Annotated in this window: 10 protein-coding genes and 2 pseudogenes; 8 read left to right on the plus strand and 4 right to left on the minus strand. The window is 68.9% G+C overall.

From position 1 onward, the window contains the following. Positions 1–25 precede the first annotated feature (25 nt). A complete protein-coding gene (locus AQJ27_RS36665) occupies positions 26–355 on the plus strand; it encodes an NIPSNAP family protein (RefSeq protein ID WP_067378415.1) in 330 nt (109 codons plus the stop codon). Positions 356–576: 221 nt separating this feature from the next. Here AQJ27_RS36665 and AQJ27_RS36670 read toward each other — a convergent pair whose 3' ends face one another. Next, positions 577–999 (minus strand): winged helix-turn-helix transcriptional regulator, encoded by a 423-nt coding sequence (locus AQJ27_RS36670; protein ID WP_067378418.1) that lies wholly within the window; start codon positions 997–999, stop codon positions 577–579. 87 nt (positions 1,000–1,086) lie between these two features. Here AQJ27_RS36670 and AQJ27_RS36675 point away from each other — a divergent pair, with 87 nt between their 5' ends. The 5 genes and pseudogenes from AQJ27_RS36675 to AQJ27_RS60565 form a co-directional block, all read left to right on the plus strand. Then, positions 1,087–1,941, plus strand: coding sequence for an NAD(P)H-binding protein (locus AQJ27_RS36675; RefSeq protein ID WP_067378421.1), 855 nt, complete (start codon positions 1,087–1,089; stop codon positions 1,939–1,941). Beyond that, complete coding sequence (locus tag AQJ27_RS36680; protein WP_079065503.1) at positions 1,938–3,380, plus strand: MFS transporter; 1,443 nt, start codon at positions 1,938–1,940, stop codon at positions 3,378–3,380. Before AQJ27_RS36675 ends, AQJ27_RS36680 begins: the two co-directional genes overlap by 4 nt. Before the next feature lie 19 nt (positions 3,381–3,399). Continuing rightward, a pseudogene (locus AQJ27_RS59115) lies at positions 3,400–4,052 on the plus strand (helix-turn-helix domain-containing protein); the annotation flags it as partial. A 133-nt stretch (positions 4,053–4,185) separates the two neighbouring features. Continuing rightward, positions 4,186–4,938, plus strand: a complete 753-nt coding sequence (locus AQJ27_RS36690; protein WP_235613976.1) for a TetR/AcrR family transcriptional regulator — start codon at positions 4,186–4,188, stop codon at positions 4,936–4,938. A gap of 52 nt (positions 4,939–4,990) precedes the next feature. Continuing rightward, a pseudogene (locus AQJ27_RS60565) lies at positions 4,991–5,272 on the plus strand (alpha/beta fold hydrolase); the annotation flags it as partial. A 61-nt stretch (positions 5,273–5,333) separates the two neighbouring features. Here AQJ27_RS60565 and AQJ27_RS36695 read toward each other — a convergent pair. Further along, the gene (locus AQJ27_RS36695) at positions 5,334–5,993 is read right to left on the minus strand and encodes a TetR/AcrR family transcriptional regulator (protein WP_067378432.1); all 660 of its coding nucleotides are present in this window, start codon (positions 5,991–5,993) and stop codon (positions 5,334–5,336) included. 839 nt (positions 5,994–6,832) lie between these two features. Here AQJ27_RS36695 and AQJ27_RS36700 point away from each other — a divergent pair. Then, positions 6,833–10,054, plus strand: coding sequence for a bifunctional cytochrome P450/NADPH--P450 reductase (locus AQJ27_RS36700; RefSeq protein WP_067378437.1), 3,222 nt, complete (start codon positions 6,833–6,835; stop codon positions 10,052–10,054). A gap of 132 nt (positions 10,055–10,186) precedes the next feature. After that, a complete protein-coding gene (locus AQJ27_RS36705) occupies positions 10,187–11,233 on the plus strand; it encodes a zinc-binding dehydrogenase (RefSeq protein WP_067378439.1) in 1,047 nt (348 codons plus the stop codon). A gap of 319 nt (positions 11,234–11,552) precedes the next feature. On the opposite strand, the gene AQJ27_RS36710 is transcribed toward AQJ27_RS36705, so the two are convergent. Continuing rightward, the gene (locus AQJ27_RS36710; RefSeq protein ID WP_341866125.1) at positions 11,553–13,232 is read right to left on the minus strand and encodes an ATP-binding SpoIIE family protein phosphatase; all 1,680 of its coding nucleotides are present in this window, start codon (positions 13,230–13,232) and stop codon (positions 11,553–11,555) included. Continuing rightward, entirely contained in the window at positions 13,229–13,726 is a 498-nt protein-coding gene (locus AQJ27_RS60570) for an RsbRD N-terminal domain-containing protein (RefSeq protein ID WP_341866126.1), read from the minus strand. Before AQJ27_RS60570 ends, AQJ27_RS36710 begins: the two co-directional genes overlap by 4 nt. Positions 13,727–13,747 lie beyond the last annotated feature (21 nt).

The following is a 13,747-nucleotide window of genomic DNA, read 5'->3' on the forward strand; positions in this document are numbered from 1 at the left end:
GGCAGAAGAGAAGGAAAGAGTATTCATGTCCCAGTACCAGCTTCGTGTCTACACACTGTGCGGCCCTGAGGCGCTCGTCGCCTACGAGAACATCTGGGCCAAGCACATTCCCGGTATGGCCAAGCACAGGATCGCTACGCATGGCGTCTGGACGGTGCCTGAGGCCGCCGGGAGTGAGGCGCCCCAGCTGTACGCCCTCGTTTCCTACCGGGACGCCGACGACGTTCAGGAGCGGTTGGAGGCGTATCTCTCCAGCCCCGAATTCCGTGCGGACATGGAGGGCTTCGACATCAGTCAGATCGTCGGCGTCGCCGAGTCCGTGCTGACGCCCACCGCCGACTCGCCTTTGCGGTGACGGATACCGAGCCGCTCGAGGCCTGCGGCGACCTTCTCGTGTCAGTACGGGCGGCCGACGCCCAGTGACATGGATGGTCGGCCGGCCGGGGAGTGAACCCGTACCGGCGACACCGTGCGCCAGGTTTCGGCTGCTGCCGCGTCGCTAGCTGTTGCGGGCCATGAGGTTGTTTACAGGCATCACTGGCAACACGCTCGGTGTGAGGTCAACAGCGGTCCCCGCTACCGGATGTCGTGGTCGGGGTGGGTCTGGTCGTACTGGTGCCGTGCCTCAGCAATGACGGCGCGATGCGTGAGAGACCAGTCGGCGAGTGCTTTGACCAGGTGAGTCAGGCTGGCCCCGGTCTCAGTCAGGCGGTAGTCGACCTGAGCCGGGACGGTCGGGTACACGGTGCGGTGGACGAGTCCGTCGCGTTCCAGCCTGCGCACGGTGAGGGTGAGCATGCGCTGGGAGATGCCGTCGATGGCGCGTTGCAGCTCCCGGAAGCGACGCGGCCCGCCGGCGAGTTCGACGATCACGAGTACCGACCACTTGTCTCCGATGCGGTCCAGGACATCGCGGATCCCGCAGTCCGGGTGATCTTCGTGCCCGCAGGGATCGAGGTCGGCGGGCTGGGCGGTTACCTCAGTGTGCGCGGGTGACATCGAACTGCCTCCTTGTGGCCGGTATCTGGGCGGATCAGGATCAAGCCTAGTTACCGAAGAGAACCACAACGGAAGACTGTGACTGACATGATCTTGGTGACCGGAGCGAACGGGAACCTCGGCTCGGCCACTCTGGCGGCGCTGCATGCCCGCGGTGCGATCGCGACAGGCGGCAGCCGCACCCCGAGTGACGGGATGCGCCGGCTGGATTTCGACGACCACTCCGGCATTGACCTTGCCGGTGTATCGACCTTGGCCCTGATCTCCGCCGGCTACGCCGAGGACGACCAGGTCGTCGGGCGGCACGCGGCCGTCTTGGACGCGGCAGCCCGAGACGGCGTCCGACATGTCATCTATACGAGCCTGACCGGCGCCGGCGACCACCTCGGTTTCGCACTGGCGCACCGTGCGACCGAACGGCGCGTGCGCGCTTGCGGCCTGCCGTGGACGATCCTGCGCAACGGCTTGTATGCCGAACTCTTCGGCGCTCTGCTGATGTGGGCCGATGACGGAGTGGAGTCCGCATTCGGCGACGGCGCCCTGGCCGCGGTCGCCCGTGCGGACCTCGCCGAAGCCGCGGCGATCGTCGCAGCAGATCCGGCCCAACACAGCGGGCACACCTACGATCTGACCGGCACGCCGATCACGACAGCAGACGTAGCCGACCGGCTCGCAGTCCCGCACCGGACCATCGGCCTGGGCGAGTACCGGCGCAGGCTTCTCAATGAGATGCCGGACTTGCTGCCGTTCCAGCCGCCCATGCTCGCCTCGATCGCGACCGGCATCCGGCACGGTTTCCTGGACGGCACCAGCCCCGACCTCGCTGACATACTCGTCCGCCCAGTTAGCGACCCATTGGCTACGGCTGTCGCAGCCGCCTCTGCCACGAGACCGGGCCGCGGCCAGGTAACGGCGGGTAGCGCGCGGCCTGCAAAGACATGAGTGCTTCCACGACTATCGAACACCGTCGGGGTGTCGTGGTGCTCGCGCTGATCGCGGCCTTCATGGTCTTCGTCGACGGCACGATCGTGAACCTCACCCTCGCCCAACTCGCCTCGCACCTGCATGCCTCCCGCGCCGAGCTCGAATGGGCGGTCAACGCCTACACCCTCTCCTTCGCCGCGGTGATGCTCGGTGCCGGCGCGATCACGGACACCCTCGGCGCGAAGTGGGCCTTCGTGGCAGGCCTGCTGGTCTTCACTGCGTCCTCTGCAGTCTGCGCGTCCGCCACCTCGATGCTGGTGCTCAACTTCGCCCGGTTGGTCCAGGGCGCGGGCTCCGCTCTATTGCTGCCGAGCGCGCTCGTCCTGGCCACGGCGTCCGCCACCGATGAGCATGCGCGGAACCGACTCGTCGGCTGGTGGGCCGCCGCCGGGGGCGTGGGAATGGCCGCCGGACCGCTGCTGGGCGGGGCGCTCGTCGCGCTCGCGAACTGGCGTGCCGTGTTCGCCGTCAACGTGGTCATCGGGATCCCCGCCGCCCTCTGGAGCATCCGCTCGATGCCCACCACCGCGCGCGGCGGTCGGCGCCTCGACATCGTCGGCATGGGCTGTGCGACCGTACTGATCGGCGGGCTGGTCTTCGCTCTCGTCCAAGCCCCCACGCAGGGCTGGCTGAGCCCCGCAGCCATCACCGCCGCCGCGCTGACGGTCACCGGGCTCGTCGGCTTCGTCTGGGTCGAACGGTCCACCCGGACACCTCTCGTGCCGCCAGGCGTCTACTCTGACCGCAGGTTCGTCGCCACAGCCGCACAAGGCGCATTGTTCAACTTCGCCTTCTACGGGCTGCTGTTCGCGATGAGCCTGATGCTCCAGCAAGGCCGCGGGCTCAGCGCGCTCGTCAGCGGTTTGCTGTTCCTGCCTCTGACCGGCCTCATCTCGATCGGCAGCATCTGCGCCGCCCCACTCGCGCGACGGATCGGACGTACCGCTGTCCTGGGCATCGGCCAGGCCGTCCTGACCACCACGTTCCTCGCGGTGGCGTGGGCCAGCACCTCATCCGCGCTCTGGCGACTGGTGCTTGCCCTTGTTCCCGCCGGGTTCAGCTCGGGACTGCTCGTGCCCACCATGACCTCGCAGTCCATCGCCGCCGTCGAACCCGCCCTGCACGGGGCCGCGTCCGCAGTCTTCAACACCTCCCGCCAGATCGGTGCAGCCATTGGCGTCGCCGCCTTCGGCCCGCTCCTCGGGCCCACGCACAACCTCAGAGAGGGGTTCATCACCTGCGTGGTCGTCGGCGCAGCCGCCTCCGCGGTCGCCCTGGTACTGACCGCGGTTGCACGACCGGCCGCCGTTGCCGCACCCACAGGCAGCCTGAATGCCCAAGCGCCATGTGCAATCTCGGCCCATGACACTCCCGACAACCTGCCCGAACGCGCCTGACCACCACCCAAGGGGAACCGTGCTGCACAAGAACACGCCGCTGTCGCCGGAGGGAAGAAGGCGCCTCGTGGAACCCTGCCGTACTCGTCCAATCGCGCACGTCGCATCCGAGATGGGCATCTCCCGCGCGTGCGCATCGAAGTGGGTCAACCGATACCGCCGCCACGGCGAGCTCGGACTCGTCGACCGATCTCGGTACCCCGGCGCCAGCCCACCGCCACCGGAGCCGAGGTGGTGCCACGAATCGAGGAACTACGCCGAACTTGCAAGGGGTCGGCTGCCAAAATCACATTCGAACTCCAGACGGAGGGCATAGCCATCAGCCGCCGCACGATGTCGCGGCACCTCGTCGTACTCGCACTGAACCGGCGCTGGTTCATCGACCCCAACGGTGGATCCAACCGCAAGCCGCAAACAATCACCGCCCGACGCCCCGGCCACATGGTCCACATCGACGTGAAGAGGGTGGGCTGGATCCCAGACGGCGGTGGCCGGCGAGCCCGCGGAAAGAACAGCGATCACGCCCGTGAAGTCTCGCGACGCAAGAAGAAGAGCGAAGGCCGCGGCTATGTTCACCTCCACTCCGCTGTCGATGGCTATTCGCGCCTCGCTTACACCGAGGCACCATCCGACGAGAAGGCCACCACTGCGGTCGCATTCCTGCACAAGGCCGGGTGCCCGTACCTAGGACTGCAGGAGTGACCGCCACCACGGGCGGCGAGTCCCTCCCGCCAGCCTACAGCTTGATAACATACATCGTATGGAAAGAGTGAAGCGTACCCCTAGAGGTACTCGGAAGAGGGATGTGCCTCTGACCGAGGCAGGGATCTGCGCCTCCGCCCTGCGGCTCATCGACGCGGACGGGGTCGAGGCGCTCACGATGCGCAAACTCGCCGCCGCGCTGGACGCGAACCCGATGTCGCTGTACCACCACGTGCCGAACAAGGAAGCATTGCTGCGTGGCGTGGCGAAAATGGTCGGTGCCCGGTTCCGCACCGTGACGCTGGAGGACGCTCCCTGGCAGGAGCGCATGCGCCTGCTTGCCACGGATTTCCGGACGTTGGCACACCGCCATCCCAACCTCATGGCCTACTCGTTCAGCCAGCCGGACTTCATTCAGCCCGAAGATCCCTTCTGGGTCGCGCTCACCGCCGTGCTGGACGCCGCAGGGGTTCCGCATTCGGATATCCCGCAGCTCGCCGCGCTCGTGTGCGCCGTCGTCATCGGCGTGATGATCGCCGAGCTCAACGGCGCGCTCCACCGGTGGTCGAACCTCCAGCCCGCCACGCCCGCCTCCGGCGAGGACGGGCCGACGAACGAGGGCTTTGGCGAGGACCTGATGTTCCGCCTGGTGCTGGACACGATCATCAGCGGCATGGAAAGTCGGCTCACGGCCGATCACGCCGGTGGGCGCGACGGCCGGCCCCAGCAGAACTCCCGGCGCGCCTCCGGACGTGTGCCCCGTCAACTCCGACCACCGGCCGCACGCTGCGAAGGAGAGTCCCCGGGGAATCCCGTCTCGGACATGGCGGCCGGTTACGACCTGAAAGAGCAGTGAGGAGTAAAAGCCAAGACACGCGGTTTTTGTTCAGTGGTAGGGGAGTTCAGTCATGCCTGCCGTTCTGATCCACGGCGTCCCCGACACCCGCCGTGTGTGGGACGGCGTGCGCCGACACCTGATCCGGAGCGACGTCGAGGCATGGGATTGCCCGGCTTCGGCACGCCCCGGCCGGGCGGCTTCGGCTCCACCGAAGAGGAGTACGTCGATTGGCTCATCGAACGACTGGAGCGGGTGGGCGAGCCGGTGGGCCGGATGCATCCTCACCGCGCGCGTCGCTTCCCCGCGGCCCGGCCGCGGGTTCGCCAACTTGGGCCCGGCCTCGGTGCCGCTGACACCGAGGGGCGAGCCGCCGCCGGACCGCGCACCGCCCCACCGGAGCCGTCTCGCTTCCGTCACACCCTCTCGCGGGCTCGTGCGACATGGTTCTCCACTCCGGCGACCGCGGCGTCCAGCGTGGAGTCGAACATGGTGTCGATCACGCCTTTGGAGGGCGGGGGCGCTTCTTCCTCGTCGGGGCCCGACGGCGGTGCCAGTGGCAGAGTGGCCCACCGCTGCAGCGCCCCGTTCAGTTCGCTGAGCAGCAAACCTGTGAACACACCGACCAGGGTCGCGGCGACGCGCGGAATCTCCTCCTCGGGCAGTTTCGCGGTGGCCAGGATGTCGATCAGTGCCTGCCAGAAGGGGTCCGCCGGCTGCACGTAGTCGGGGCGCGTGAAGGAATACTCCATCAGTTTCGGGTGACGGTGCGACAGTTCGCGGAAGTCCCGGGCCAGTTCACGCAGTCGGTCCTGCCAGGGGATGTCTCCCCGGTCCTCCGTGCTGAACTGCGAACCGACCCGGTGGGCCACGCCGCGCAGCACGGCGTCCTTGTTCGGCACGTGGTGGTACAGCGACATGGGGTTCGCATCGAGCGCGGTCGCGAGTTTGCGCATGGTGAGCGCCTCGACCCCGTCGGCATCGATGAGCTGCAACGCCATGGCGTGGATGCCGTCCTTGGTGAGCGGTACGTCCCTCTTTCTCGTGCCCCGAGGGGGCTTCCGTTCAGTCGCCATACGGTGTACGGTACCAGCCTTCGCGCGGTGGCACCGTTTCCGGCCCCCCGTCCCTCCGGCTTCGCGGACAGTCCCGGACTGGTTGGCCTTGGTGGGCGACGAGGTCGCCAAGGCGCGCCTTGACAGGAAAGGCTCGGCTCGAAGCTGCGCTCGAGGAGTGCGGCAAGACGTTCGAGCGGCGGCCTCGGCGCACTGCCGCCTGACGCGTGCGGGCATGGAGCCAGGCAGGCGTGTCGGCCGTCCCCCTTCCCTGGTGTGCTCGCCTGCGGCCGCAGGCCGCAGGTATGCCCTGCCCAGGAGGCTCTGGCGCACCCGCCTTGCCTGATCTCGCGGACTGACGCCGGGCGAGCGAGTGCGGCACAGCGGCGCCGCCGCGAGGCGGCACACGCGCCTGCCTCTCCGGTGCTGCCGCCGGCCGCCCGTGCGTATGGGCGCAGGCCCTGCTGCCGCGACGCGTACTGGCAGGCCTGAGGGGCTGGCTGCTCACCGGGATGTCGCCGCGGCCGCCGTCGCGGACCGTGGATGTCCTCCATGGGTCGCACCCGCCAGGAGAAGCCCTCTCAAGCCGCCGGCTGCCGACGATCGGCCGCGCCACTTGTCTCCTCCGGCCGGGAGATCGTGCGGAGGCGCCTGGCCCTGATGTGACCCCGCTGCGCGAGCGACGCCGCCCCTGGTGAGCCGGACATTCCCGTTTCTCGCCCCGGGCCTGCCGATTGAAGTTCCATACGTCGTATGGTATCACTGAAGGCATACGGCGTATGGAAATCGGGTGCGGCCGTACCGGCGCCCCGCGACACCGAATGGCGCCCTGCCCGCCTTTCCCCTTGAAGGAGCCAGCCATGACCACACAGCCCCAGACCGACCTGCGGCCCATCCGGTCTCCGCGGGGGGTCCCGCTCTTCGGCCACACGCCGCAGATCCCCAGCACCAACCCGGTGGAGTACTTCGGCAGGCTGTCCAAGCAGTTCCCCGAGGGGCTCTACGGCATGGAGATCGCCGGCATCGAGCAGGTCTTCGTCTGGGACCCGGACCTGGTGGCCGAGGTCTGTGACGAGACCCGGTTCTTCAAGCAGATCGACAAGACGCCGCTAGCCCATGTCCGGGACTACGCGGGAGCCGCCCTGTTCACGGCCCACCAGCACGAAGAGGAATGGGGCATGGCGCACCGAGTCCTCCTCCCGGCCTTCAGCCAGCGGGCGATGAAGGGCTACTTCGGGCAGATGCTGGAGATCGCCCAGAACCTGGTGGGCAAGTGGGAGCGCAAGGAGGGCCGGCCGGTCAACATCACCGACGACTACACCCGGCTGACCCTGGACACCATCGCCCTGACGGGGTTCGGTTACCGGTTCGACTCCTTCGCCAAGGAGGATCTGCACCCCTTCCTCAACGCGCTGCTGCAGGCGCTGGTCGAGTCGCTGCGGCGCTCGCAGGAGCTGCCGATGATGACCAAGATGCGCAAGGCCGATGACAGGAGGTACCGCGAGAACATCCGGCTGATGCGGGACCTGGTCGAGAACGTGATCAAGGAGCGCCGTGATGGCAAGGGCACCGGTGAGGATGACCTGCTGGGCCTGATGCTGGAGGCCACCGACCCGGAGACCGGCAAGGGGCTGGAGGACGACAACGTCCGTGACCAGGTGCTGACGTTCCTGATCGCCGGTCACGAGACCACCAGCGGTCTGCTGTCGTTCGCCACGTACTCGCTGATGCGCAACCCGCACATCCTGGCCCAAGCCTACGCCGAGGTGGACCGGCTGCTGCCGGGCGACACGGTCCCGGACTACGACACGATCATGCAGATGGACGTGATCCCGCGGATCCTGGAGGAGACCCTGCGCCTGTGGGCTCCCATCCCGATGATCGGCAAGTCCCCGCTGGAGGACACCGTCATCGGCGGCTGCTACGGGCTCAAGAAGGGAGCGCGGGTCAACATCCTTGAAGGTCCGCTGCACACCCACCCCAAGGCGTGGGAGCGGCCGGAGGAGTTCGACATCAACCGGTGGCTGCCGGAGAACCGGGTCAACCACCACCCGCACGCCTACAAGCCGTTCGGCAACGGCGTGCGTGCCTGCATCGGCCGGCAGTTCGCGCTCACCGAGGCCCGTCTTGCCCTCGCGCTGGTGCTGCAGAAATTCAAGTTCGCCGACCCCGACGACTACAAGATGGACGTCAAGGAGGCGCTGACGCGCAAGCCCGGCGGCTTCGAACTGACCGTGCGGGCCCGTCAGGAGCACGAGCGGACCGTGTTCGGCGCAGTGGACCTGCAGACCGACGACACGCGGGCGCAGGCCGCGGTCAGCGGTGTCGGGGTGAACCTGACCGTCGCCTACGGCTCCAGCCTGGGCTCGTGCGAGGACCTGGCGCGCACCATCGCCGACCGCGGTGAGCGCTCCGGATTCGGCACCACCCTGGTCGGCCTGGACGAGCTGGGTGACAACCTGCCCACCGAGGGCCTGCTCGTCGTCGTGGCCTCCAGCTACAACGGCAAGGCTCCGGACAACGCGCAGCGTTTCGACGACCTGCTCGCCGCCGGACTCCCGGAGGGCTCGCTGTCCAACGTGCGGTTCGCGCTGCTGGGTGCCGGCAACACCCAGTGGGTGGCCACCTACCAGGGCTTCCCCAAGCGGATCGAGGCGGGCCTGCTGGCCGCTGGCGCCACCCGCGTCATCGAGCGCGGCATCGCGGACGCCGCCGGTGACTTCGACGGCATGGCCACCCGCTGGATGGACACCCTCTGGACCACCCTGGCCGAGGAGTACGCCGCCGACACCTCCGAAACCACCGGGCCGCGCTTCGAGGTGCAGCTGCTCACCGAAGCTGACGTGCGCCCCGCGATCGTCTCCGAGCAGGCCTACCCCCTCACGGTCGTGGCCAACGAGGAACTGGTCAGCGACGCGACCGGGCTGTGGGACTTCAGCATCGAGCCGCCGCGCCCGGCCGCGAAGTCCATCACCATCGAACTCCCCGACGGTGTCACCTACGACACCGGCAACCACCTGGCCGTGTTCGCCAAGAACGAGCCGCAGCTGGTTGCCCGAGTCCTCGCGCGACTCGGCGTCGACCGCGACCAGGTCCTGCGTCTGGACCAGCCCGCCGGCGGCCGTACGCACCTCCCGGTGGGCACTCCCGTCACAGCGGGCCTGCTGTTCACCGAGTTCGTGGAGCTGCAGGACGTGGCCACCCGCTCGCAGATACAGACGCTGGCCAAGCACACCGACTGCCCGTGGACCCGGCCGCAGCTGGAGGCCTACACGGCCGACACCGCCGCGGCCGAGGAGCGCTACCAGACCGAGGTCCTGGGCAAGCGCGTCTCCGTGCTCAACCTGCTGGAGCGTTTCCCGGCGGTCGAACTGCGGCTGGGGATCTTCCTGGAGATGACGGGCCCGATCCGCCCGCGGTTCTACTCCATCTCCTCTGCCCCGCTGGCCAACCCCCGGCACGTGCGGCTGACCGTCGGTCTGCTGGAAGGGCCGGCCCTGTCCGGCGACGGCCGGTACCGCGGCACCTGCTCCTCCTACATCGCGGGCCTCAATCCCGGGGACGTCTTCTACGGCTACGTGCGCGTGCCCTCCCCGACCTTCGCCCCGCCGATCGATCCCGCCACGCCGCTGATCCTCATCGGCCCCGGCACCGGCATCGCGCCGCTGCGCGGCTTCCTGGAGGAGCGTGCCTGGCAGCATGCGAACGCCACGCAGATCGGCCTGTCGCAGGTCTTCGTCGGCTGCCGTCACCCTGAGCACGACTACTTCTACCGGGACGAGATGGAGATGTGGGCGCTGTCCGGCATCGCCCGGGTCCACACCGCCTTCTCCGCGGTGACCGGACACCCGGCCCGGTTCGTCCAGGACGCCATCGCAGGCGCCGCCGACACCGTTTGGCAGGCCATTCAGGACGGCGCGTACATCTACGTGTGCGGCGACGGCCGCCGCATGGCACCCGCCGTGCGCGAGGCGCTCGCCGCCATCTACCGCAAGCACACCGGCAGCGACGACGAGGCCGCCCAGCAGTGGCTCGCCCAGCTCGAAGCGGACGAACGCTACCAGCAGGACGTCTTCGCCTGACCCCCAGACGCCGGGAGGGTGCGGCGGTCCTGACACCCCGCACCCCTTCCGGCCACCACTCACTCACGAGGCATCACACGGCACCCGTCGGCCCGAACCGCCGGGAGTGCCGCTCACAGAAAGCAGAGCACCATGGACACCATGCTCGCCGGACGCTTCCACCTGGACAGCAAGAAGTTCGCCGTGGAGGAGGTCCCCGTCCCCGTGCCCGGCCCGGGCGAGGTCCTCATCGAGGTCAAGGCCGCCGGCGTCTGCCTCTCGGACGTCCACCTCATCGACGGCTCCCTCGTCCCGTTGTTCGCCACCTCCGACACGGTCACGGTGGGCCACGAGGTCGCCGGTGTGGTCCACACTCTCGGCCCCGACCTCAAGCGCGGCCTGACCGTCGGCACCCGCGTCACCCTGGAGGCCGGCAAGACCTGCGGCCAGTGCGCCGGCTGCGTGCGCAGCCGCCCCTGCACCCAGATGCGCACCGCCGGTATCGACTACGACGGCGGCTGGGCCCAGTACACCGTCGCCCGCGAGGACACCCTCATCCCCATCCCCGACAACCTTCCCTTCGACCAGGCCGCGATCATCCCCGACGCGGTCTCGACTCCCTATGCCGCCGTCGTCACCACCGCGGGCGTACGCCCCGCCCAGTCCGTCGGCGTGTGGGGCGTGGGCGGAGTCGGCGCCCACAACGTCCGCCTTGCCCGCCTGGCCGGCGCCGCACCGATCATCGCCGTCGACCCGCTGCCCAGCGCCCGCGAACGCGCCCTGGCCTTCGGCGCGGACTTCGCCCTCGACCCGGCTGCCGACGACTTCGCCGACCAGGTCCGCGCGGCCACCGCCGGACGAGGCCTCGACTTCGCCTTCGACTGCGCCGGCGTGCCGGCGGTCCGCGAGCAGGCCGCCGCCGCACTCGGCCTGGGCGGCTCCCTCATCTTGGTCGGCATCAGCCCCAGGCCTCTCACCATCACCGAGGGCCTGACCTTCAACTACCTGGGCAAGCAGGTGCGCGGTCACTACGGCGGCAGCCCCGAGTCCGTCACCGAGCTGGTCCGGCTGGCCGAGGTCGGCCGTCTCGACCTAGCCCCCTCCATCACCGACCACCTCCCGCTCGCCGAGGCCGCCGACGCGGTCAACCGGCTGGAGAACAAGATCGGCGACCCTATCCGCCTCATCCTCGTCCCCTGACAACCGAACAGAAAGTTCATCAAGACCACCCCGGGCAGGGGTGAGTGGGCGCCGGTGCTAGAGGGAGTACCGGCGCCCACGGTTTCCCACCATTACCATCCGGGTGTGGCGCATACGGACTCCTGGGCAGGTGAAGTCGGGCAGGGCGGGCCCGGCGACATCTCTGTGTGGGACGCACCCATGTACTGGCCGCCGCAGGAGGAATGGAACGCGAAGCCTCCTTGCCCGCGTTCAGGTGTACGCCGACAGATGCTGTGTCGTCAGCCAGTCGAAGCCCAGCAACCTCACGATCGTCTTGGCGGGCCGGGTGAGATGGTGCTCATACGACCCCGGGAACACCCTCCACGTCCAGCGCTGCCGCGTCCGAGAAGAGCTCCGGCGCGCCCAGGGCGCACTCCGCCCAGACCGTCTTGCCGTGTCGGGCGTGACGTGTGCCCCAGTGCTCGGTGACTTGGGAGACCAGAAGCAGGCCGCGGCCGCCCTCGTCGTAGCCCCTGGCGCGGCGCTGGTGCGGGGTGGTGCTGCTGTCGTCGGAGACCTCGCAGAGGAGGGTGTGGTCGTGGATGAGACGCAGCTGGATGGGGGGTCGGCCGTAGCGGATGGCGTTGGTGACGAGTTCGCTGACGACCAGTTCGGTGGTGAAGTCGAGTTCGTCCAGCCCCCAGGTGGTCAGCTGCTGGGAGACGTTCGCCCTGGCTCGCGAGACGGCGGCGGGGTCGGCCTCCACGTCCCAGCTGGCGACCTGGCGGCTCCCGAGGGCGTGGGTGCGGGCCAGGAGCAAGGCGACGTCGTCGTCCGGGCGAGCCGGCAGCAGGGTTTCGAGCACGGTGTCGCAGGCGGACTCCAGGGAGGGAGCGGGCTGGGCGAGGGCCTGGCGGAGCAGGGTGAGGCCCGTCTCGATGTCGTGGTCGCGGGCTTCGATCAGGCCGTCGGTGTAGAGGGCGAGGAGGCTGCCTTCGGGTAGGTCGATCTCTGTCGCTTCGAACGGCAGGCCGCCCAGGCCGAGCGGCGGGCCGGGTGGCAGGTCGAGAATGTCGACGGTGCCGTTCCCGTTCACCACGGCAGGCAGCACGTGGCCGGCGCGAGCGAGTATGCAGTGGCTGGAGACGGGATCGTACACGGCATACAGGCAGGTGGCCCCGATGTCCCCCACGGATTCGGCGTCCGTCTGGGCAGAGACTTCGGCGGACAGGCGGATGACGACGTCGTCCAGGTGGGTGAGGAGTTCGTCGGGCGGCAGGTCGATGTCGGCCAGGGTGCGAACGGCGGTGCGCAGCCGGCCCATGGTGGCGGCGGCGTGGATGCCGTGGCCGACCACGCCGCCCACCACGAGTGCGACCCGGGCACCGGAGAGCGGGATGACGTCGTACCAGTCGCCGCCCACGCCGAGCTGGGCGGCAGCCGGCAGGTAGCGGCAGGCGACCTCCACGGCGGACTGCACGGGTGTACTGCGCGGGAGCAGACTGCGCTGGAGGGTGAGGGCGGCGGCGCGCGCGTGCGTGTACCGGCGGGCGTTGTCGATGGCCACCGCCGCCCGGGCCGCGATCTCCTGGGCCAGGAGCAGGTCCTCGTCCCTGTACGCGTCGGGTTTGTGGTGACGGAAGAACTGAGCGACACCCAGTGTGGTGCCACGGGCGCACAGCGGTATCACCAGCATGGAGGCGGACGCGTCGAGGCGATGCCGTGAGGGCCGGCCGGTCACCAGGGCGCGAGCCGGTGGTGATCCGTCCGTATACCTGTGGAGCTGCTGTGGTGGAACCGACGACTCCCCGTAGATCGCTTCCAGGTAGTTTGTCTCCGGGTAACCGTCCGGCACCGACTGCTGGGCGACCCGGCGGACCACGGGTGTGTCCGTCGCAGGGGGCTCGTCGCCGGAAGACGACTCGAGGAGGTCGACGATGACGGCGTCGGCGAAGCGCTCGGTGGCCAGGTCTGCCAACTCCTGGGCGGTGCGGGCGATGTCCAGGGTCGTTCCGACGCGTACGCTCGCCTCGTTCACCACTGAAACAGCCGCCACTGCACCTGGCGATCCCGCTCGTCCTGGAAGGCCAGGACACCCGTCTCCGATGTGTGGTCCATGTACTCGGTCGCCAGTGCGATCAGCTTGCGCGTCGCCGCGTTGATCGGTTCGGCATCGCTGGTGAGCCGCGACAGCTCTTCGAGAAGCCGGTCGAGGACGAGGCCCTGCGCGAGCCGGAAGGCCCGCAGCGTCGCTGTGACCGGCTTCCCGCGCTGAGCCAGCCGACGCGCGCGCTCTGCGTCGGCGGCCGGCGGATTGATCCGTCTTGGCTCGATGTCGTGCTCGATGCCGAAGAGTATGGCGACGACGTGCTCGGCGACGTTCTCCGCCGTCATCTGCGCGATGTCCGGTTCGTCCCACAGCTCGGGAACCTCGCGCCGCAGACATTGCTTTACGTCGTGGATCAGCTCGTGCGCTCGCGGGCTGAGTTCATGCGCGGCACGGGACAAGAGACTGTCCGCGGTGAAGTCCACACCCACGACGTCACGCCGCCC

This window comes from Streptomyces olivochromogenes, assembly GCF_001514115.1.
GTDB classification, from domain to species: domain Bacteria; phylum Actinomycetota; class Actinomycetes; order Streptomycetales; family Streptomycetaceae; genus Streptomyces; species Streptomyces olivochromogenes.